Annotated in this window: 21 protein-coding genes and 2 pseudogenes; 7 read left to right on the top strand and 16 right to left on the bottom strand. The window is 70.7% G+C overall.

Annotation, left to right across the window (positions count from 1 at the left end; translation table 11 throughout):
- Positions 1 to 337: 337 nt before the first annotated feature.
- The 3 genes from ACI3ET_RS15615 to ACI3ET_RS15605 form a co-directional block, all read right to left on the bottom strand.
- A complete protein-coding gene (locus ACI3ET_RS15615) occupies positions 338 to 2473 on the bottom strand; it encodes a DEAD/DEAH box helicase (protein WP_405034000.1) in 2136 nt (711 codons plus the stop codon).
- A gap of 651 nt (positions 2474 to 3124) precedes the next feature.
- Positions 3125 to 3352, bottom strand: coding sequence for a hypothetical protein (locus tag ACI3ET_RS15610; RefSeq protein ID WP_405033999.1), 228 nt, complete (start codon positions 3350 to 3352; stop codon positions 3125 to 3127).
- Positions 3343 to 3555, bottom strand: a complete 213-nt coding sequence (locus ACI3ET_RS15605) for a hypothetical protein (protein ID WP_405033998.1) — start codon at positions 3553 to 3555, stop codon at positions 3343 to 3345. The genes ACI3ET_RS15610 and ACI3ET_RS15605 overlap by 10 nt, the downstream gene beginning before the upstream one ends.
- A gap of 113 nt (positions 3556 to 3668) precedes the next feature.
- Here ACI3ET_RS15605 and ACI3ET_RS15600 point away from each other — a divergent pair, with 113 nt between their 5' ends.
- Entirely contained in the window at positions 3669 to 3935 is a 267-nt protein-coding gene (locus ACI3ET_RS15600) for a class I SAM-dependent methyltransferase (protein WP_405033997.1), read from the top strand.
- Positions 3936 to 4240: 305 nt separating this feature from the next.
- On the opposite strand, the gene ACI3ET_RS15595 is transcribed toward ACI3ET_RS15600, so the two are convergent.
- The 12 genes and pseudogenes from ACI3ET_RS15595 to ACI3ET_RS15540 form a co-directional block, all read right to left on the bottom strand.
- Positions 4241 to 5077, bottom strand: coding sequence for a CPBP family glutamic-type intramembrane protease (locus ACI3ET_RS15595; RefSeq protein ID WP_405033996.1), 837 nt, complete (start codon positions 5075 to 5077; stop codon positions 4241 to 4243).
- 353 nt (positions 5078 to 5430) lie between these two features.
- Positions 5431 to 6009 (bottom strand): annotated as a pseudogene (locus tag ACI3ET_RS15590) (DUF6544 family protein).
- Between the two features lie 41 nt (positions 6010 to 6050).
- Positions 6051 to 6518 carry a pyridoxamine 5'-phosphate oxidase family protein gene (locus ACI3ET_RS15585; protein WP_405033995.1) on the bottom strand — a complete coding sequence of 156 codons (468 nt, stop codon included), beginning with the start codon at positions 6516 to 6518 and terminating at the stop codon, positions 6051 to 6053.
- Positions 6519 to 6937: 419 nt separating this feature from the next.
- Positions 6938 to 7336: an alpha/beta fold hydrolase gene (locus ACI3ET_RS15580; RefSeq protein ID WP_405033994.1), complete on the bottom strand. Its 399-nt coding sequence runs from the start codon at positions 7334 to 7336 to the stop codon at positions 6938 to 6940.
- Positions 7336 to 7584 carry an alpha/beta fold hydrolase gene (locus ACI3ET_RS15575; RefSeq protein WP_405034001.1) on the bottom strand — a complete coding sequence of 83 codons (249 nt, stop codon included), beginning with the start codon at positions 7582 to 7584 and terminating at the stop codon, positions 7336 to 7338. Before ACI3ET_RS15575 ends, ACI3ET_RS15580 begins: the two co-directional genes overlap by 1 nt.
- Complete coding sequence (locus tag ACI3ET_RS15570) at positions 7584 to 7835, bottom strand: hypothetical protein (RefSeq protein ID WP_405033993.1); 252 nt, start codon at positions 7833 to 7835, stop codon at positions 7584 to 7586. Before ACI3ET_RS15570 ends, ACI3ET_RS15575 begins: the two co-directional genes overlap by 1 nt.
- Positions 7804 to 8055 carry a 2-oxo acid dehydrogenase subunit E2 gene (locus ACI3ET_RS15565; RefSeq protein ID WP_405033992.1) on the bottom strand — a complete coding sequence of 84 codons (252 nt, stop codon included), beginning with the start codon at positions 8053 to 8055 and terminating at the stop codon, positions 7804 to 7806. The genes ACI3ET_RS15570 and ACI3ET_RS15565 overlap by 32 nt, the downstream gene beginning before the upstream one ends.
- A gap of 286 nt (positions 8056 to 8341) precedes the next feature.
- A complete protein-coding gene (locus ACI3ET_RS15560; RefSeq protein ID WP_405033991.1) occupies positions 8342 to 8509 on the bottom strand; it encodes a hypothetical protein in 168 nt (55 codons plus the stop codon).
- A gap of 737 nt (positions 8510 to 9246) precedes the next feature.
- On the bottom strand, positions 9247 to 9795 hold the full coding sequence (locus tag ACI3ET_RS15555) for a cupin domain-containing protein (protein ID WP_405033990.1): 549 nt from the start codon (positions 9793 to 9795) through the stop codon (positions 9247 to 9249).
- Between the two features lie 76 nt (positions 9796 to 9871).
- Positions 9872 to 11284 carry an FAD-binding oxidoreductase gene (locus ACI3ET_RS15550; protein ID WP_405033989.1) on the bottom strand — a complete coding sequence of 471 codons (1413 nt, stop codon included), beginning with the start codon at positions 11282 to 11284 and terminating at the stop codon, positions 9872 to 9874.
- 99 nt (positions 11285 to 11383) lie between these two features.
- Complete coding sequence (locus ACI3ET_RS15545) at positions 11384 to 14455, bottom strand: ATP-binding protein (RefSeq protein ID WP_405033988.1); 3072 nt, start codon at positions 14453 to 14455, stop codon at positions 11384 to 11386.
- Between the two features lie 328 nt (positions 14456 to 14783).
- Positions 14784 to 15176, bottom strand: a pseudogene (locus ACI3ET_RS15540) (non-canonical purine NTP pyrophosphatase); the annotation flags it as partial.
- A 101-nt stretch (positions 15177 to 15277) separates the two neighbouring features.
- On the opposite strand from ACI3ET_RS15540, the gene ACI3ET_RS15535 reads away from it, so the two are divergent.
- Genes ACI3ET_RS15535 through ACI3ET_RS15515 form a run of 5 tightly spaced genes read left to right on the top strand, consistent with a single transcriptional unit; the run spans position 15278 to position 19139 of the window.
- Complete coding sequence (locus ACI3ET_RS15535; protein WP_405033986.1) at positions 15278 to 16231, top strand: ABC transporter ATP-binding protein; 954 nt, start codon at positions 15278 to 15280, stop codon at positions 16229 to 16231.
- Complete coding sequence (locus ACI3ET_RS15530) at positions 16228 to 17040, top strand: ABC transporter permease (RefSeq protein ID WP_405033985.1); 813 nt, start codon at positions 16228 to 16230, stop codon at positions 17038 to 17040. Before ACI3ET_RS15535 ends, ACI3ET_RS15530 begins: the two co-directional genes overlap by 4 nt.
- Before the next feature lie 10 nt (positions 17041 to 17050).
- Positions 17051 to 18190, top strand: coding sequence for a sensor histidine kinase (locus ACI3ET_RS15525; RefSeq protein WP_405033984.1), 1140 nt, complete (start codon positions 17051 to 17053; stop codon positions 18188 to 18190).
- Positions 18190 to 18795, top strand: coding sequence for a response regulator transcription factor (locus tag ACI3ET_RS15520; protein ID WP_405033983.1), 606 nt, complete (start codon positions 18190 to 18192; stop codon positions 18793 to 18795). The genes ACI3ET_RS15525 and ACI3ET_RS15520 overlap by 1 nt, the downstream gene beginning before the upstream one ends.
- On the top strand, positions 18786 to 19139 hold the full coding sequence (locus ACI3ET_RS15515) for a hypothetical protein (RefSeq protein WP_405033982.1): 354 nt from the start codon (positions 18786 to 18788) through the stop codon (positions 19137 to 19139). The genes ACI3ET_RS15520 and ACI3ET_RS15515 overlap by 10 nt, the downstream gene beginning before the upstream one ends.
- Before the next feature lie 192 nt (positions 19140 to 19331).
- Here ACI3ET_RS15515 and ACI3ET_RS15510 read toward each other — a convergent pair whose 3' ends face one another.
- Positions 19332 to 20540, bottom strand: a complete 1209-nt coding sequence (locus ACI3ET_RS15510) for a hypothetical protein (RefSeq protein ID WP_405033981.1) — start codon at positions 20538 to 20540, stop codon at positions 19332 to 19334.
- 86 nt (positions 20541 to 20626) lie between these two features.
- On the opposite strand from ACI3ET_RS15510, the gene ACI3ET_RS15505 reads away from it, so the two are divergent.
- Positions 20627 to 20806 (top strand): transposase (locus ACI3ET_RS15505; RefSeq protein WP_405033980.1); only part of this gene is annotated, 180 nt, incomplete at its 3' end.

The raw sequence follows: 20806 nt of genomic DNA, 5'->3' as shown, positions 1-20806 counted from the left end.
GCGAGACCAACTTCTTCACTTCCTTCGGCATCGAGCTCATGCTCGAGATCTTCTCGGTCATCTCATGACCTTCCCCGCCAGCTGTGCCGGCGTGTCAGACCAGAAACACCGTTTGGCGGACAGTCCCGACGTGACGGTGCTCATGTCTCCAAGGTAGAGGGCTGGCACGACACGCGCACAGGGCTGGCGCCTCGCGGCGTGAGAGTGAACGGCGCCGTCGAGTCGATCTCCGTGCTGCCCTGGGGATGCCTGCGTCAGGTGGGACGAGGGCGGCACGATGGTTCATGAACACACCACAGCCCTCCTCCGCACTCCTCGCGGGTTCCATCGTTCGGCGTCAGGACGCTTGCCTGCTGATCCGCTCTTCCAACGCTTCCTCGAGAAGCGTGACGAGCGCCTCGAGCTGCACGTCGGAGGAGCCGGAGATCTCCTGGTCAGCCCCGTCGAGCGCCCGAGCGGCCAGTCCCGCCTTGCTGTCGATGAGCTCGGCGATCCTCGTGTCGAGGGTCTGCGCGGCGATGATCCGCCACGCCGTGACCGGCTCCTCCTGCCCGATGCGGTGGATGCGGTCGATGGCCTGGGTCTGCTCGGCATCGGTCCACGACAGCTCCGCGAGCACCAGGTTGGAGGCAACCTGCAGGTTGATGCCGACGCCGGCGGCCGTCAATGAGCACACGACGACGGCGACGTCCGGGTCGTTGGTGAACGCGTCGATGTGCTTCTGCCGGGCCGATGCCGTCTGGTCGCCGCGGATTGAGGCGTACCGGATGCCCCGTTTGGCGAAGGTCGCCTCGGCGGTGTCCATGACATCGATGTGCTTGGCGAAGAAGACGACCTTGCCGGCGCTGCGGGCGAGCTGCGCGGCGTAGTCGGCCGCGAGGCCGGCCTTCGCCTGGCCGATGCGCCGCATCATGGTGAACACGTTCTCGTCCGACTTGTTCGTCGTCTTGCTTGCCCGCTCCCACGCGGCCACCTGGCGCACAAGGACGTGGTCGATGCCCTCGACCACGACGCCGCCCGCGTTCCGCGCCTGCAGCGCCCGCTCATAGCGCGCAACGAGGCGACGGGCGAGGCTCTGCTCGGCGGCCCGGATGGACCGCCCGGCCTCGTCGTCGATCTCGACGGGGACGTCGGCCACGCGGCGGGCGGGCAGGTCGGCGGCCACGTCAACCTTGCGTCGTCGGACGATGCCGCGGTCGATGACGGCCGCGCGAGCGGCGGCGGAGAAGCCGCGGTCGGCCGGTGTCAGACCGATCTCCTCCAGCGCCCCCATCAGCTCACCGACCGGCTTGGTCTCGTCGACCCAGCCGAGGAAGTGCCAGATCGCCGTGAAGTCCTCGATGTCGTTGATCAGCGGTGTGCCGGTGAGGGCCATGAGCAGCGGGTTGGCGATCCGCGTGCGGATGCGCTCGGAGAGCTGCAGGACGTTCTGGGACCGCTGCGACTTCGGGTTCTTGATGTAGTGCGCCTCGTCGACCACCATCCCGCGCAGACCCAGTTCCCCGAGCCAGCCCACGTGCCGTTCGAGCACCTCGTAGTTGACGATGATGATGTCCGCGAAGCCGTCGATCGTGTCGCCGTCGCCGTGGACCACCGTCGGGGGGTGGTTGGGCGTCCACAGCGTGGCCTCGCGCGCCCAGTTCATCTTCACGACGTTCGGCACGACGACGAGCAACGGGTAGGCGTCCGCCGCCTCCGCGGCGAGCAGCGCCTGTGCCGTCTTGCCCAGGCCGGGCTCGTCGGCGAGCAGGAACGTCCGGTGCCCCGCCGCCGCGGCCGCGACCAACCTCGCCTGGTGCGGCATGAGTTCCAGCCCACCGCCCACCCAGGTGGTGCCCGGCTCCGGCAGGTCCATGCACGACAACGCTCCGCCGTCCTCGAAGGACTTCAGCAGCGGCTCGATGAGCTCCCAGCCGACGAGGCGGCGGGGTTTGGCGGTGAGCTTGCCGACGGCGGAGTAGTCGGGTTCCAGGAAGGGGTTGGCGAGCTGGCGAGACACCACCGAGCGGGGCACCACCCGGCGCGGCATCGCCGGCGTGGGCTGCGCCGGCTCGGGCGGTTCGTCGGGCTCGTCCGGCACCTCGATGCCGGCCGCCTCGAGGAGCTCGCGGCGCAGCGAACGAGCGCGGTCGGAGATGACGGCGTCGTCGGCGAGCAGCCTCAGCAGGGAGGTGTCGCGGGCGGCCGTGGTCGCGAGGATGGTGGCGATGCCGTCGAGGCGCTTCAGCTCCTCGGCGCGCCGGGCCCGGGGCTTCGTCTCGTCCGCCCTGACGCGGTCGCGCTCCTCGCGCATGAGGAGCGCCACCACCTGAAACTTGGTCCGGATCGACGGCTGCGTGCGGCCACGCTGGACCGCGGACTCGACCTCGCGGACGACCTTGGCGAGCACGGGGATGATGCCGTCGTTGTCGTGGCGGGGTCGCCGCTGGGTGCGCGTGCGTGCGCCGTTGTGACGCTGGGCTCCTCGAGCCACGGACTCCTCCTCGGAGCGATCGGTCATTCCCCCGGCACGGGGCCGAGCCCGCACCGGCGGCGGGGCGATGGACGTCCGAGCGGCCTTCGGCTGGGACGTCCCGGGGTGCAAGCTGGTCCAGCGGATCTCCAAGAGATCGACGCGTCGCACGTGTCCAGCCGCAATGGCACCACCAGCGTACCCCGTGCCCGGCGCTTGTCGGCCCTCGGGAAAGGGCGTTCGCGACGTTACCGGCGCTCGGCCACCGCAACGACGTTCGCGTTCCTGCTCGACGCGTTCGAGCGGATGGATGCCGCGGGCTTGACATCTACATCAGGTCACCCGTTTCTCCCGATAGATCGGACGCCCGAGGATCCTGACCGCATGCGCCAAGCCTGAACACCGCGGGCCCGCGTAACGACAAGGAGTGTCGCGGGAACTCGCTGCTGTCGAGTCGCAGTGAAGGTTGCACAACACTGGACGGCGAACCGTGCACAATCGGAGGCCTTCGCATCTGGTCGAGCAAGGTAAGGCGACTCGCGGGGCGCAGCAACTGAAAACGGCGCTGACGACACGGAGGGGCCACCGCGGTCAGGGCAGATCCGGGTCAGGGTGGTCATGCTGACACTGATGGCCGCGTCTTCGCGGATGAGTCCCTGATCGGCCAACCACTCAAACGGCTCGCCTGTTGGCGCGGGTCTCCCGGAAGGCGTGCCAGATCGGCAGGAGCCCGGTGTACTCCTCGTACAGTTCGTTCTGGAACCGCCGGAAGGCGCCCTTGCCTTGGATGGTTCTCGATAGTCGTCGTCCCGCGGCGTCATCGCTCAACCGCTGTGCGAAGTCGGCCATGTCTTGGTACCAGGCGTGGGCAGGAAGCGCGCCGATCGGCCTCAGCTCCATGTCCCCCGGTCAACGGGGTTCTGACCGTCGATGCCCGTGTCGGAGGTCCAGAACCTGACCTGCCCCGACTGTGGGTCGATCAGCCACTGGTGGTCGTAGTCACTCTGGTCGGACAGCGCGGTCGCGATCTCCTCCAGGTCGAGCTGGCTCAGCTCGAGCAGGAACCCAGAGTAGTAGGCGACGCACGGAAAAGTCTGAAGCACGATGGGTTCGCGGGCACGTCGTCGGCCGCAACATGCTCAGCGCCGCAAAGATCGGACGAGCCTAGCGGCGCAGGTGACTCGGGACCTGTGGAACGACGAGGCCGCGAACTTCGATGACGAGCCGGACCACAGACTGGGCGACCCTGGTGTGCGAGCGGCGTGGCGTGAGGCTCCTGCTCGATGTGCTTCCTTCGGCGCCGGCTCGGGTCGCCGAGCTGGGTTGTGGCACCGGCACGCTCACTCGGTTGCTCACCGACGCGGGTTACGGCGTCGGTGGGTTCGACTTCTCGCCGGAGATGATTCGCCGTGCCCGCGTCAAGGTTCCCGAGGCTCAGTTCGTGGTCGGAGACGCGGCCAGCCCTGCACTCGAGCCCCAGTGACGACATCGTCCTGAGCCGACACCTGCTGTGGGCTCTGCCTGACCCGCCTCAGGCGTTCGCGCGATGGGTCGACCTCCGTGGCGCAAGGCGATCGACGATGAGCGGTGCATCGTCGTCAGTCCTGGCTGGAAAGCGAAGGGCGCGATCCAAGTCGGTACTCAGCTCATCGTCGCAAATCGCGGCCCGGGTTAGGGCCTGCCCTGTGCCCCCCGTTTCATGTCGGTGCGTTACCGAGGCTGGGCTGAGAGTGCGCACCTCACCCGCTATGTGTCGGTCAGGGCGTTGGGGTAGGTGGTGGGGTACGCCTATGCGTTGGACGGCGACCCGCCCCGGAGGGACGGTTGACGGTCGACTCGATAGCGTCGCTCGAGGACTGCTACGACGACCCAGGCCATCCCGGCGGTCACCACGGTGAACGGTGTCTCGGGGAACAGCAGCAGGAGGGCGAACCCGGCCGTGTTGTTCAGGGCGTGCAGAAGCGCGGCGAGCGCGATGGAGTTGCTGCGCTCATAGACCAGCGCTGTGATCCAAGCCATCGCCACGATGCTGGCGGTGAACCCAGCGATGGTGGGGACCATGACGAACCCGAGCTGCCAGTACAGCATGACCATCAGCGGGTAGTGCCACACGGCCCAGACGAGACCGCCCTTCCAGACGGCGGCCCAGAAGGTGGATTCGCGCTCACGCAACGCGGGATGCAGGTACCCACGCCAGCCGAACTCCTCGGTCCCGCTCGTCAGGAGGTTGGAGACGAAGTACACACCGACGGCTCCGGCCGCGGCGCCGGCAGAGACACCCGCCATCGGGACCCCCGACGCCACGGTGATCGCGAAGGCAGGCACCACCGTGACGACGGGTACCGAGAACGCTAGGAGAACGGTCCCGGGAGTCGGTCGCCCCCACACGGGCCGGTACCGGCCGGCCGCCAGATAACCGAGCAGCGGCCCGAACACGCCGAGCGTGAAGAGGAGCTGGGGAAGGAAACCGACAGCACCGGCCATGGCCGCCACATCGACAAGCGTCATCTGCGGGGTGACCTGCGCCTGACGGACGTCACCGAGCCACCAGCCCCCGATCCACAGCGCCCACGTCCACCCGAAACTGACCGTGAGGTAGATGGCGGCGCTTCTGCGAGCCTCCATGTAGCCAGGCTAGCGACACGCGGAGCGCCGGCCAAGAGCGACGGATCGACTCTGCGACCACGGCCCGGAGACGGGCCTCGGATCGAGGATCCGCGCTGGGTCCCATGCAGCGGACCGTCGTGGTCGAGCCGCCGTGGACCGCTCAGGTGCCAGGCTGCGAATCCTGGGCACCGCGATTCCGAATAGAACACGAGCCGCCGTCACCGACCCCAGTGACTGGTGCCCTGGGCATGGATCAGGCAACGGCAGCAACCGCGGTCGCGCTCATCTGGACGAGCCCATCCTGAAGGTTGCCGAAGTGCCACTTCCCCTCCGTGCTCGTCCGTCAACCTCGGGTCAGGAGTTACTGCGGGTCAGTACTGGTGCGAGGCCTTGTGGTCGACGTCGGTGACTCGTGCCCGGATGTAGGGGATGTCACCGTCCTCGTGTGCGTAAAGGGCCTCGCCTGCGGTCGGCACTCTCACGCCGTCGAACTGTCCGTAGTCGTGGATCGGCGTCTACCACGGCACCACCGTCCCGTGCTCACGGTCGTGTCGGTCGGCGGCATGTTGGTGGGTCGTCCGTCGATCCCAGGTGATCTGGGGGATCAGGGCGGCGGAGGGGAACCACATGGTCTCGTTCAGGAACCGCAGCAGGTCGCCCTGGTCCATGTCGTGCCCGGAGTCCTGGGCGACCGGGACCAGGCCGAGCACCCGCATGTCCAGCGCGCCGCGACCGCCGAGGTAGCTGTCCGTGCCGATGACCGTGATGCCCGGCGCCATGCGGATCGTCGCCTTCCACACGAAGGCCGGTGGTTGCGTCGAGTAGTACTCCTCTGCGGTGAACGGGAGCCAGCCGAGGTCGCCGACGCGCAGCTCGCCCTCCTGCCTCAGCCGGACGGTGGAGGGGATCGGTTTGCCGACTGCTGACGGGGGCGCGGTTCCTGGTCGCACGCTTCAGGTGTCGGTCCGGTTGCCTCGCGCCCGGAGACCGCTCACTCGGCGCCGGCGGACAACCGGGCGGTCCAGTGTCGATAGTGTGGCGGCCACGCCGGTGGGTCCGCATATCGCGCCCACAGCACACGCTCGATGTCGAGCTCGAAGAGCACGTGATCGACCGCCACCGGGCCGTGGTAGGCGGACACAGCGGCTCCGCGGCGATCGCCGTCGGGTACCTCACGTGCGGTGCCGGTGACGTAGAACTCGTCGTTCACGGTCTCGGCCCCGACCGAGTGGAGCGCAAAGCGACCGTCGCGCCGCAGGTCGGCGAGCTTCGGCGACGGGACGACGAACAGACCCAGGGTAGGCCCGAAGATGAGCGGATTGACAGGATGGACGCGCGGCCCGCCGTCGCGCCGGACAGTCGCGAAGTAGCCGAACCCGAAACCAGGATAGAAGAACAGCAGGCGGCCGGCAGCCGCGATGTCGGGGGCCCGGTCTTCTATCTCCGCCCAGTCGGCCACCAGACCGACGTTACTCCTCGGTCGTGCACAAAGTCAGGTCGAGGCTGGCACTCTCTGTCGACGTGGTACCGCTTCTCCGGAAGCGCGACGAGGGCCCGCAGCATGGCTGCCGTCACGATCGTGAACGGAGTGGTGGGGAAGAGCAGCACGAGGGCAAAGGTCGCCGTGTCGTGAAGGACGTGCAGGAAGGCTGCGAGCGCGATCGAGTTGCTTCCGCGGCACACCATGCATGTCGCTACGCCTCACGAAGCGCGGCAATACGGTGAGCTCGTAGGGGTAGCCCCGGACAGTTCCCAGAGATCGGTGCCACGCTTCCGAAGCAGCGGGCAACTCCAGGAGGAGAGCTGTGACGAAGGTTTTTTCAGTTGGTCGCTCGGGCAGAGTGCAGCGGTTACGCGGGTGGCGTTCTGTGGACGGTGTTAGCGGACCGGGGGCACCTTGTCCAGGAAGGCGCGGAGGGTGGCTGGTACCTCGGGGTACGCACCGAGCCCGAGGTGGCCGCCGTGGTCGAGGAACAGCGTCTGGGCGTTGGGGATCCGGTGCGCGAGCGTCTGGGCGCCGGCGAACGGCGCTCCGGTGTCGTCGCGGAAGTGGATGACCAGGGTCGGCGCGCGGACGTCCTCCACCGGGATGGCGTTGATCGCCTTGTTGCCGATGAAGGCGTCGAAGAGGCACCCGCGTGCGCGGCGGGCGGCCGGGAAGATCGAGTCGAGCTCCTCCCCGAGCCGGGCGTGGTCGTCGCCGCTGAGGGGCAGGTCCGGTGGGACGCCCATCAGTGAGCTGATGGAGCGGGCAGCGTAGGTGCGCGCCGTCCACATCAGCGGATCCGAGGCCCACAGGCGCCGCGCCGGCCAGCTTGGGAGGGCGTCGGTGTCGTGCTGCTGGCCGGGCGCGTTGGAGGAGAGCAGGCGAGCCCGGCGACCCGGTCCGGGTGGCGCACTGCCAGCGCCAGCGCGGAGGTCGTGCCCGCTGAGCCGGCCAGGACGGCGGCACGGTCGATCCCCTGGGCGTCGAGCAGCGCCGCATGGGTGTCCGCCTGCAGCGCCACCGTGGCCTGCGCGGGCATCACCGTGCCGAGGTACCCGAAGCGGGACGGCGCCAGCCGTCGGCGGCCCGCGAGGACGCTCGGCTCGGCCAGCCGCAGGGCCGCGTCGTGCCCGCCGAAATTCCGTGGACCAGCAGGACCACAGGCCCCTCACCCTCGTCGAGATACTCCACGGGCCCGGCCGGCAGGATCACGGTGCGGGTGGGCAGGACGGCAAGCCTGTCGTGCGCCGCCCGGAGATCACTGCGGTAGCGCAGCAGGCTGGTCACCATGGCGCTCTCCCTTCGGGTCTGCGGCCAGGACGGCGGCGCTCTCGACCAGGCTCCGCAACGTCTCGGCGAACCGGGCCGCCGGTGCGCCGTCGACGACGGCGTGGTCGAAGCTGAGAGTCAACGGAAGCTGGGGACGGATCACCACCTGCCCGTCTCGAACTACCGGCCGATCCACGGCGCTCGCGGCGGTGACCACCGCGGTCAACGGTGCCGGCGGCACAGCCCACCCACCGCCGCCGCGACCGCAGCAGTGCTCCGCCGGTCCGGCTCCTGTGCGCCCCTGCTGCGCTTCGCCTCGGACAACACCGCAGTGATCCGGTCCGGGGCATCAGGTCCGCCGAGCGGCCTGTCACCGGGGCCGGCGCCGCGTTCAGTGCCCCCACACGCTCCACGGTGGCGGCAACATCGACACGGCCGAACCGCACGATGTGGCGACCGGAACGCCTGGCATTGAGCTCAGGGTGCAGCGCGACCGCCCGGCCCAGCGTCGCAACCACGAAACCGGTTCACGAGACATGCTCGGGGACCTGCGCCATCCGCCGCGTGACCTCGCCCACGTCGTACTCCACCAGGGCGTGGACCGGAAACCGCGCGGTGGCAGCCCGCAGGACATCCAGAACCACCCGACGCCCGACAGGAAAAGGCGTGACCGCATACGGCACCGGATCGTCCATGCCGACAACCCCCTTCGCAGCACGCAGCACGCGACAAGCGCCCGCGCCGTGCATGACCCCGTTCCCGCGGGGCCATTTCATGCTGCTGCGCCGGTCGCACGGGCGTCACCTCCCACGTCACGGCGGCTCGCTCAGGAGGGGCCTCTTGTCCAACGGTCCTCACCATGCGCGGCAGGAGCGGATGATGCGTCATGGTTTCGGCGCTGCACGTTGAGCCGTTCTGGGGCGCATGACATGCGACCGCTCTCGGTGAATCATGAGCGAGCGCATGGACTCCTCCTGCTCCAGCTTGCCTTCCTTGATGCCTGTCAGGGCCTGGGGGATGTCGAGCTGCGTGAGCCCTCGCTTGCCGCGGACATGCCGTCTCGAACTGGTGAGGCATGTCCGTGTCGGCCCGGAGGAGATGGCAGCCACAACCGCCGCCTTCACCGGCTCCCCTCCGGATCATGACGCCTCGACTCCTGGGGCAGCCACCCGGACGACCGCAGGGTCACCACCCTCCCGGTGAACGTCGCGGGCAGTCGGCCGGGTGTACTCGGCGATCACGCCGCGCCACCGGTGCGTCGTGGGCAGTCCTCGAGGGTTCTGGGGAGGGGGCAGGACATGGGTGTGCCGTGCGCGGGGTGCTCCGGACGGAGGCGGGAGAGGGGGTCGGGCAAGGGCTGACGCGCGACGGGCCGGACGGTCCCCTGCGACCGCCCGGCCCCTCGAGTTCTCGCCCGCCGACAGGTGCGTCCTCAGCCGCACCACCCGTCCTGGCGGTCGGCCGGGACGGTCGGGGCGCCAAGGGCGGGCACGTCGTAGAAGGTGGCGTAGAGCACGGTGTCCGTGCTCCCCGCGTTCCACGCCGTGTGCACGATGTTGCCCGGGTCGACCAAGGCCTGGTGCGTGTCGTAGAGCCGCTCGATGCAGTCGGTGCTCTGCTGGTAGGTGAGCTGTCCCTGCGCGATCGATATCACGACCGGCCCCGGGTGGGTGTGCCACGGGAAGGCCGCCCCGGGGGACAGATCCACACGGGCCACCACGATGTGACCGGGGTCCATGAGGTTGAGCACCTGCGTGGGACCTCCGTCGAGGGACCTCTTGACCTTGACGTCGATGTCGTCGGGGAAGTCGGCGTGCCCGGCCAAGACCGAGATCTGCGGTGCCGGGGCAGACGCCTGAGGGCCCGCACCGTCGGCCGCCGTGCCGGAGGTCGCGAGGATCGCCAGGCCGGTGGAGGCACCAAGGGTCAGTGCAGCTACGCCGGCAGTGCGCCGACGATGCTTGTGCTGTGGAGTGCGCATGCTGTTCTTCCTTCGTGTTCTCGGCCCGGTGCCGAGCCGTTCCTGCTCCTGCCCCTGCGACAGAAGCGTCCTCCCGTCACGGGGAGGTTTCCCCCCTGTGCGGGGGGATGTTCTGGTTGACCCGGAAGGTGTTGTCCGGGTCGTAGCGCGCCTTGACGCGGGCGAGCCGGTCGTAGTTGCCGCGGTAGGCGGCCCGCACCCGGTCCGCGCCCTCCTCCATGAGGAAGTTGACGTAGGCGCCGCCGGCCGCGGACGGGCGCAGGGCCTCCCAGTAGGCGCGGCTCCACCCGGTGATCAGCTCGCGGTTGCCCGGGTCGGGATCGATGCCGACGACCACCCCGGCCCAGCCGCCGGAGCGGTGCGGGAAGGCGGTGGCGTCCTCGGGGACCCGGGTCACGGCGCCGTCGACAGGGTAGAGATGCATGGTGGACAGGGAGGTGGGAGGTCGGCTCCCGTGCCGCTGGTGGGCGTGGACCGCCTCGTCGGTGATCTGGTCGTAAAAGTCGGCCTTCCAGTACCACTGGTAGCCCGGGGGGTACAGCCCGTCGAAGGCGCTCTGCAGCTGACTGAACGGCATGTCGTGCATGCCGACCAGGAGCGGGCTGCCGTAGGCCGCCAGCTCCCCCAGGACCTCCTGCCCCCGGTCGTGGGGTCCGGTCCAGCACCAGACGATGCCGCAGACCGGCCGGTCCCAGAGGCTCTCGGGGAAGGGCGGGCCCGAGGGGACACGCAGCAGGCCCAGCCATCCGCTGATCTCCTCGGGCAGTGCGGGGAGCACCTCGCGGTACCACCGGATGACGTCCCCTGCGTCCGCCACGTCGTAGAGCACCGGCCCGCCGAGGACGACGCCACCCTCCCCCACCGGGTGGGAACGGAACCGGAAGGAGGTGACGACGCCGAAGTTGCCACCGCCGCCGCGCAGCGCCCAGAAGAGGTCCGGGTGCTCCTCCTCGGAGGCGGTGACCGACGACCCGTCGGCCAGGACCAGCTGGGCCTCCACGAGGTTGTCGACGGTGAGTCCGTGGAGACGGGCCAGGTAGCCGATGCCGCCGCCCAACGTGAGCCCACCGACCCCCGTGGTGCTGACCAGGCCCGAAGGGACGGCCCGCCCCTGCGCCACCGTGATGTGGTCCACGTCGCCCCAGGTGGCTCCTCCCTGCACCCGGACCGTCCAGTCGGACCGGTCCAGGTGGACTCCCCGCATACCGGACAGGTCCACGACCAGCGCGTTGTCCCAGACGCCCAGCCCGCCCGCGTTGTGCCCCCCTCCCCGCACCGCGATCCTCAGCGCGTGCTCACGGGCGAAGAGCACCGCTCGGGCCACGTCGACCTCATCCGCGCACCTGGCGATCGCGGCGGGGTGCCGGTCGATCATGCCGTTGTGGACCGCGCGGGCCTCGTCATACCCGGCGTCGCCCGGCAGGACCACGGTGCCTCGCAGGTGCGCACCGAGGGTGTCGACGGGAGCGGTGGTCTGGGTCGCGGTCATGCGTCCTCCTGCAGGTCCGGCGACCGACCGGGGTGGTCGGTCCAGCCACCGTCGACGCTAGCGACCTCACCGTTCGCCGAGCGTTCGCCCGCCCCCGGGTCAGTCGCCTGGCAGCGCGGCGAGGGAGCGACGGCAGCTCTCCACCAGCAACGGACTCTCCTGCTCGAGCGCCTGGGCGAGCGCGGCCTCGAGGCCGGCCTGCCGCATCCCCTCCGGCCGCAGCAGCGCCCGCCGGCGCTCGATCTCCGGCAGCCACCACAGGTCCTGCTGCGCCCGGGCGGTGGCGGCTGCCGCGTCGAGGACCGCCCGCGCCTGCGGAGGGTCGTCCAGGGTCGAGGCCAGCAGGCACAGGAAGTAGCTCGACCGGGCCCCGGCCCCCGTGGCCCGGAGGTCGCCGATCGCCCGTCGCACCATGCCGGCCCCGTCCGGACCACCCGTCAGCCAGCCGCTCAGGGCCTGGCCCCAGCTCCCGTAGTAGCCCAGGTCGTAGCGTGCGCACTGGTGCCGCAGCTCGTCGACGAGAGGCTCCAGTGCCTCCCGGTCGTCGAGCAGGTGGGCGGTGACAGCCGCGTAGGCGAGCGCGAGCGCCCGGTCGTAGGGGTGGGATCCGGCGCGCTCTAGCGCCTGGTCGCTGAACTCCTGTGCGGCCCCGGGACTGCCCAGCAGTGCGTGCGCGTGCGCCGCCCAGGCCCGTGCGTGCACCTCGGGACGAGACCCGATGGCTAGGCGTATGGCGGACATGTCCACCGCCATCGCGCCCTGCAGCTCGGAGAGGCCCTCCCGTGGACGCCCCATCTGGAGCAGGGTCGCCCCCACCGCGAACCGTCCCACGGCTGCCCTGGCGGCGTCCGCCGTCCGGGCGGCCGCAGTCTGGGCGGCGAGGGCCACGGCCAGGGCGGACGCGTTGGCGCCTCCGACGTAGTCCGTGCCCCACAGGCTGGTGAGCACGTCGGCCAGCGCCGTGTCGTCGTGCAGTCCCGCCGCGAGCTCGTGCGCGCGTTCCAGTGTGACGCGAAGGGCGGGGGCGGTCCAGCCGTGCCGGGCGTTGAGCACCGCCGCGAGGTCGTGCAGGCACTCCAGCTCCTCGGCGTCGCGCGCCGGACCGGGAGGCAACGTCCGGAGCTGGCCGACGGCCGCACGGAGGAGCTCGATGCAGCGCTCGGTCGCGAACACCTTCTGGGCGCCGCGTGCGGCAGCGCGCAGGTGCCCGACCGCCCGCTCGGGCAGCCCGGCCCGAGAGAAGTGCTCGCCCAGCATCGCTGACACGTCTTCCAGGTGGGTGGCGTGGAGCTCCTCCAGCGCCTCACCCACGCGCAGGTGCACCAGGGCCCGCAGGGCGGGTGGCTGCAGCCCGTATGCAGTGTCCCGCACCAGGTCGTGGACGAAGTCGTAACCACCGTCGCGCTCGGCGAGGACGGCCGCCCGGCACAGCTCGTCAAGGGCCTGCACCGTGGCCGTGTCCTCGAGGCCCCCGGCCAGATGCAGCAGCGCCAGCGGCGCCGACCGGCCGACCGCTGCCGCGACACCGGCGAGCTGCTGGGCCGCATCGCTGAGCGACGTGAGCCGCGAGGCCAGCACCCCTCTCAGGCCCCCGGCCGGCAGGTGCATCGCCGGGCGGGCCCCGACGCGCTCGTGCCGGGCAACGAGCCGGGCCGCCTCGACCAGGTGGAGGGGGAAGCCCCCGGTGGCCGCGTGGAGGTCCAAGCAGCGCCCGTCGTCCCATCCCGGGTCACCGTGGCGACGCAGCAGGACAGCTCCTTCGTCCAGCGGGAGGGGGCCGGTCCGGACGGTCCGGACGGGGACCTGCTCGCGCAGGCCCGTCGCCCACCGACTCAGGTCGGTGCGCTCCTCGAGGACGCCCGAGCGCGCGGTGACCACCAGGAGGAGCGGCGCGTCCCGCTCCCACCGGGCGAGCGCCGAGACCAGGTCCAGGGTGTCCTGGTCGACCCACTGAAGGTCCTCCAGGACCAGCATCCCGGGAGGGGTCGTCGCGACCTGGCGCGCGAGGTCGCGGACGAACACCAGCCGGCTCCAGGCGCGGGCGTGCTCCCTCGCGTCAGCATCCTCCCCCACCCCGAGCCCGTCGCCCCCCAGCCAGTCGAGGACCGGAGCGAGGGCGACGGCGCCGGCCATCGCGTGGCCCCGCCCGACCGCGGTCCGCAGGCCGCGGTCGTGCGCGTGCCCGATCAGCTCCTCGACCAGGCGGCTCTTCCCGGACCCGGCCTCACCATGGACGACGGCGACCCGGAGCCCGCCGGCCCCGGCGGCGTCGAGCTCCGACCTCAGCACAGCCAGCTCCCGGCGCCGCCCCACGAGTGGGTCCGCCTCCTGCCGCCCGACCGCGCGGGCGCTGCGGGGGCTCCGGGCCCGCGGCGCCAACCGGTCCGGTCTGACACCGGCAGACCTCCTCCCGCCCCGGCCCGCGTCGTGGGCGAGCAACTCCTCCAGCAGTCCCCTCGTGGCGGGTGCCGGGTCGACCCCCAGCTCATCCCGCAGCACCCGGACGCACCAGTGGTACGCCTCCAGCGCCCCGGGCAGGTCGCCCCGGCGTCGCAGCAGGTCGACCAGGGCGACGTGGCCGCGCTCCTCGAGCGGACGCAACCGGACGCGCCGCCGGGCCGCGTCCAGCGCCGGCATCTGGAGGGGTGACGACGGTGACGACACGGCGCCCACCGCGACCAGCGCGTCGCAAGCGTCGACGAACTCCCGCTCGACCTGCTCCCGCAGGCCGGCCGCCCACGCCTCGTCCACCCCGGGCAGCAGCTCCCCCCTGTAGAGCGTCAGCAGCTCAAGGCCGTCCCCCGCGACCGACTCCTCCGACGCCACGGTGCGACCGTCCGCCGCGGCCCGCAGCGCGCGGCCCGCCCGCCGCAGCTCGATCAGGTCCACCGGACAAGCAGGGTCATCGTGCCAGGTGAGGTGGGTCGAGCTCACCTCCAGGCAGGCGTTCTCGGCCAGGTGCCGACGCAGGTGGTGCAGCTCGCGACGCAGGTTGGTGAGGCCCTGGGCCGTGGCGGTGTCCGGCCACAGGGCGGCGGCCACCGCTGCCCTCGCCTGCGGGACCCCGGCGTGCGCCGCCAGGTAGGCGATCAGCGAGACGGCCCGTAGCGAGGTGACCGGGTCGCCGTCCCCGGGGACGACGGCCCGCTCGCCCAGGAGCAGTACGCGCATAACTCTCCACCCTGCCATGCCCGGCCCGGCAGGTGCTTTCCACGGGGGCCGGACAACGCCAGAAGCGTCTCGACGTCTTGAGCGAGGGTCCGGAAGGCCCGCCCGCGGTGAAGGGAGGCGTGCTTCTCCTGCATCGTGTCTCGGCCAGCGTGCAGCCGGCCGGACCAGCAAGGGGTCGTCGCCGAAGCCGTTGGTGCCGCGGGGCGCGCGGGCCAGGCCACCGCGACACTCCCCCAGCCGGACGACCTCCTGGTCCCCGCCCCGGTCGTCCCCGGGGAATGACCAGCCCGGCGGCGCACACGAAGCCGGCGCCGCTGTGCTCGTCGGGCACGTCCGCGAGCTGGGCCAGCAGGAGGGCGTTGTTGGCCTCGTCGGGCGGGATGCCGGTGGGCTGCGCCAGCGGCCGGGCCCAGCGTGCGGAGAACACCTCGGGCGACCCGCCCAGGACGGCCACGGCCAGACCGGAGTCGCCGGCGAGGGCCGGCAGCCCGGTGGCTGCGGCCGCATGCCGCGCCTTGAGCCGCGCGTTGTCGGCGGAGGTGACCCCGGACTGATCACGTCCTCCAAGCCTGCGAAGGCGTCCAGGCCGACCAGTTCCAGACCGATCCGCCGGAGGGTGTCCGCGAGGATCCCACGCAGCTCGCCAACCTGAGTTGTCGACGTCACCCGACCGGCACCGGCGCTTCGCGGGTAGGAACGCTCTGGCGTGCGAGCTCAGCATGGTGCAGGGGGCCACGAACCGACCAGCGCATGACATCTGTCATGCCGAGGTGGTGATTCTGGGCACTACTGGCGTAGCACCCAGGGGCGGAGCCTTGGGGTATGACGACAACGCAGCGAAGACAACAGGGCCTGCCGACAAGCCACGACGCCACCGTCCTGGCCGAGCTGCTGGGTGCGTCCAAGCAGTTCGGCAAGGGCTTGGCAGTGGTCCAGGCGGTCTGCGGGCTGGATCTGGTGGTGCGTCCGGGCGAGGTCCTTGCCCTCCTGGGGCCCAACGGCGCCGGGAAGTCCACGGCGATCGGGATGCTCACGGGCCTGACGGCACCTTCGTCCGGTACGGCGCGACTGTTCGGGCGTGATCCCCGCGACCTGCGGGCGCGGCGGCGTCTCGGGGCGATGCTGCAGGCCTCGGGTGTACCGGAGACGCTGCGTGTGCGCGAGCTGCTCACCCAGTTCCGCGGCTACTACCCCGCCCCCCTGCCCATGGCGCAGGTCATCACCGCGGCGGGTCTTGGCGGGTTGGAGGACCGCATGTTCGGCGAGCTCTCCGGCGGCCAGCAGCGGCGCGTCCTGTTCGGCATCGCGCTCGCGGGCGACCCCGATCTGCTGGTCTTCGACGAGCCGACCACCGGCCTGGACGCGGAGTCTCGGCGGGGACTGTGGGCCACGTTGCGCGAGCTGGCCCGCTCGGGTCGTGGCGTCGTGCTCACCACGCACTACCTCGAGGAGGCCGACGCCCTGGCTGACCGGATCGTGGTGATCGACCGCGGTGTGGTGATCGCCGAAGGCACGCCCACCGAGATCAAGGCCCGGGTGCCGGGGCGACGGGTCCGGGCACAGACCTCGGTGAGCCCGGCCGAGGCGAGCCGGTGGCCCGGCGTGACCCGCGCATCACGCGAGGGCCCGTGGCTGGATCTGCTCGTCGGATCAGCTGAGCCCGCACTCCGCGCGCTGCTCGACCTGGATCCCTTGGCCGCTGGAGTGACCGTGACCGAACCAAGCCTGGAGGAAGCCTTCCTCACCCTGACCAGCGACATGGAGGCAGCACGATGACCACCCGCACGCAGACACGGACGACGACCGACGCAGGGACGCCACGATCGCATCCGGGGAGGATCTACCTCACAGAGGCCCGACACGAGTTCCTCAAGCTGATCCGAATACCCATCTTCGCCGTCAGCACGATCGCCCTGCCGGTGATCTTCTACGTGCTCTTCGGCGTGGCTTTCGCCGGCGGCCAAGACGGTGGGGCCGGCGTGACCACCTACCTGCTGGCGACCTACGGCACGTTCGGGGTCATCGGCGCGGCCCTGTTCGGCTTCGGCGTCTCGGTCGCCCTCGAACGCGGGCAGGGCTGGATGCGACTCAAGCGCGTCTCGCCCATGCCCCCGCAGGCCTACTTCGTGGCCAAGGTCGCGATGAGCACGACCGTCTCCGCACTGATCATCGGGGCGCTGTTCGTCCTGGGCGCCACCCTGGGTGGCGTGCGCCTGTCCGCCACCGGGTGGATCAGCCTCGGGCTGGTCCTGCTGCTCGGGGCGCTGCCGTTCTCGGCCATGGGCCTGGCCTTCGGCTACCTCGTCGGCCCGAACTCCGCGCCGGCCATGCTGAACCTGATCTACCTGCCGATGGCGTTCGCGTCAGGGCTGTGGATCCCGATCCACCAACTGCCCGCTTTCGTGCAGGGGATCGCCCCGGCGCTCCCGCCCTACCACTTCGCCCAGCTCGCCCTGGGCACCGTCGGTGCCGCCGAGAGCGGATCCTGGGCGCTGCACGCCGTGGTGCTGCTAGCGTTCACGGCGTTCTTCCTGGCCGTGGCCGCGTGGGGCTTCCGGCGCGACGAGGGCCGGACCTACGGATGAGGCGCACCTGATGAGCCAGAGCCCGCCGCTCCACACCCGCTTCATGCGCTACGTCTGGCTGGTCTACCTCGGCGCCCTGTTCTTCCAGCCCGTGTTCGACTCCTCCAGCGATGGCTTGGACTGGCTCGCCGTGGCGATGCTGATCGCCCTGTTCCTGCCGATCTACGCCGCGACGTTCCGGGCTCGCGACGACCGGCAGACCCTCGTCCTCATCGCGTCCATCGCCGCCCTGTCCCTTGCGGGTTCGCTGGTCAACAGCGGAGCCAGCGTGTTCGCGATCTACGCGGCGGCCATCGCCGGTCGCCTGCACCCCACCCGCCGGGCCGTGGCGGTGGTCGCCGCTCTCGTCGGGGTCGTCGCGGTGATGGTGCTGATCTCGCCGGTGCCCATGCCGTGGCGGCTGGCGGGGCCCACTCCCGCACTGTTCTTCACCGCCGTCGTCGGTGCGACGAGCATCTTCGACGCTGAGCGGGACCGGGCCAGCCGACGCCTCCTGCGTGCCGATGAGGAGATCGAGCGGCTCGCGACGATCGCCGAGCGGGAACGGATCGCACGGGACCTGCACGACCTGCTCGGGCACACCCTGTCGGTCATCGTGCTGAAGTCCGAGCTGGCCGCACGACTGGTGCGCCCAGACCCGGACCGGGCAGCCGCCGAGATCGACGACATCCAGCAGATCGGCCGGGAAGCACTGGGCGAGGTGCGCGCCGCGGTCGCCGGATACCGAGCCAGGGGCCTCGGCGCCGAGATCGACGGCGCGCGGGTGGCGCTGGAGGCAGCAGGCGTCGACGTCGAGGTGCACGCAGACCCCACCGATCTACGCCCCGAGCAGGAGTCCGCCCTGGCGATGGCGCTACGAGAGGCTGTGACCAACGTGGTGCGTCACGCCGACGCCCAGCGCGCCACCGTCAGCATTACCACGGTCGGGGCTGTTGTTCGGCTCGAGGTCAGCGACGACGGCCGCGGCTCCTCGGGCCTGGCGGGTTCCGGGCTCACCGGCATGCGCGAGCGGATCGCCGCACTCGGTGGCCATGTCGAGGTGGGCGGCCCGAAAGGCCCCGGCGACCCTCACGGGACCCTCGTCGAGGTCACCGTGCCCCTGGCGGGAACGGCAGTCGACGGGTCTCAGGCACAGGAGGGGGGTGGGTGATGACGATCACGGTGGTCCTGGCCGAGGACCAGCGCATGGTCCTGGGTGCCCTGAGCACCCTCCTGGGGCTGGAGGTCGACATCACCGTGGCGGGCACCGCCTGCGACGGGGAGGAGGCCGTGCGCCTGGTCGAGGCGCTGCGCCCCGACGTCCTGCTGACGGACATCGAGATGCCCAGGATGACGGGGTTGGAGGTGGCGGCCGAGGTCCTGCGCCGGGGCCTGCCGACCCGGGTGGTCATCCTGACCACGTTCGCCCGCAGCGGGTACCTGCGGCGGGCGTTGGACGCCGGTGCCGTCGGCTACCTGCTCAAGGACGCGCCCGTCAGCGCCCTGGCCCAGGCCGTCCGCGACGTGCACACCGGAGGCCGCGCCATCGATCCCCAGCTCGCCGCTGACGCGTGGGGCGAGCCGGACCCGCTGACCGACCGGGAGCGCCAGGTCCTGCGCCTGGCCGGCGACGGGCTGGCCAACAGCGAGATCGCCGGACAGCTGCACCTGTCGGAGGGCACGGTGCGCAACTACCTGTCCGAGGCGATGCACAAGCTCGGAGCGTCCAACCGAGTCGCGGCGGCCCGACAGGCGCGGGACCGGGGATGGCTGTGACGTCTCCCGCCGCCGCGCCCACAGCCCGCAGTCATCGGGGCGTCGACGGGTCGCTGGTGGCCTTCTTCGCGATCGCCTTCGCACTGGCCCGTGGCCCGTGGCTGGTGGTCGCCCAGACCGCAGACCAGGCCGGTATCGAGACCGATCACCTCCTGCGCCTCGCGGAGGAACGAAGGCTAGCGTCTGCGGTGGCGCGTCCGGGCGTTGAGTCGGTGGGGCCGGCCCCTAACGGCCGGACGCCTTCTGGCAACTCGCGGGGCGAGCGTGACCTCGTCCAGGTCGGGTCAGGCCTTGTCCGGGTCGTCTACCGGCGTGACCTCGAAAGGTCGACGTCGTCGCTGTAGTGGTCCTCGTCGCGCATCGGCCCGACATGGTCCAGCCGTCCCGGAGGGCATCCAGTGCCGTCAGGGTGGGGCCCGGTTGAGGTTGCGCAGCGGCGCGTCGTCGGCGACACCGACGTAGAACTCGTGGACGAGAAGGACGAAGGTCTCGGGCCGCCGACTAGCCCTTGCGGGCCTATGCCTGTCGTCCGGCGCTCAGGACCGGTCTTCGTTCTGGGCCACCGGCCTGACCTGTTCCACGTCGAGGACCTCGACGGTGGTTCCCAGGGTCTCGACCTTGCGGTAGACACCCCGGTCTGGCGGTGAGACGGTCATCGTCCCGTCCAGGAGTTGGCGATGCACCACGTACTGGAAGGGCACATCCACCCGGTTGCGTGCCGCCTGGATGTGGATGTTGAGGGCGGTGTGCGGCGGCAGCCGAACCGTCGTTGCGTCTTGGACCGTCTGGGTCTCGGCATCGCTCTGACCCCAGGTGCGACGCGCTTGGGCCGTGGTCTCCCAGTGGGCGCTGGCCTTGAACGTGCCCGAGACCCCGACTCCCAGGCCAGCCTCCACGCCGACCTCGACCGATGCGCCGACGGTCAGCGATAGTCCGAGCTCGTTGGACCAGGTGCCCGTGGTCTCCTTGGCATGGGTGAACGTGAACCCCTTCTCCATCACCTCGCTCGTGGGGTTGACCAGGCGCGACCTGTAGTCCACTGCTGGCTGGACGGCAGTGAGGGCGGTGTCCGGGCCCTTGTCGGCCTGCGCGAACGGCAGCACCTCGACCCAGCTGGTCAGGACGGGCTCACCCACGACGAGGGCAACTCCGTTCTCGTTGAGCAGCTCCGCCCGCGGCACCATCTGCTGGAATCGTTCGTCGAGCTGCAGCCACCTGCCGTGGCAGGCGCAGCGCAGGGCGACCCTCGTGCTTCCGTCCTCGGCCGGATCGAGAGTGACGTAGGCGAACACCGCGCGATCACGATCGAACGCCGGGTCCGCCCGGCGCAGCATGCCCACGGCCTGCGCGAAGTGCTTGACCTGGTGCCCGGTCGTGTCGTAGCAGCGCAGATACCAGTCGTCTGCGAGTTCCGGCTTCGGTGAGGTGGGCGGCGCCTCCCACCGCAGGCGGATACGGCGCGATGCAGGGTCGGAGCCGATGATCAGCGTGACCGCGGTGGATGTGGCTGTGGCCGTCTCACTGATCAGCACGGCGGTCACGTCCGTAACGGTGACGATCGTGCTTCCCTCGGGAATCCCAGGTCCTGCGATCGGCTCGCCGATATCGGGTGCACCGAATGCTGCGGTGGCCGAGGTGACGGTGTTGCTCCCGACGGTGCTGACCCCATCGGCGACGCTCCGTCCACCGATCACGTGCAAGTACGTCCTCCTCGTCATCGTCGCGGAGGACTGATGCAGTGCCATCGACCACAACGTCTCTGAGGGGTTCGGGACTGCTGCACGGGTAGGTGACACCGAGTCTGTGGTGCTGTGAAGCGCCGCAGGGAAGGATGTGCACCATGCCCAAGCCCTATCCCCAGGAGTTCCGTGACGATGTCGTCCACGTCGCTCGTCAGCGTGGCGAGGGGGTGACGATCAAGCAGGTTGCCAAGGACTTCGGGATCTCGGAGTCGTGTCTGACGAACTGGATGACCCAGGCCGACCGCGACGCCGGGATCAAGCCCGGCGCC

It is taken from the genome of Ornithinimicrobium jinqii (assembly GCF_045032595.1).
Taxonomy (GTDB): Bacteria; Actinomycetota; Actinomycetes; order Actinomycetales; family Dermatophilaceae; genus Ornithinicoccus.
The sequence above is the reverse complement of the archived record's forward strand: the minus strand, read 5'-3'. Positions and strand labels throughout refer to the sequence as shown.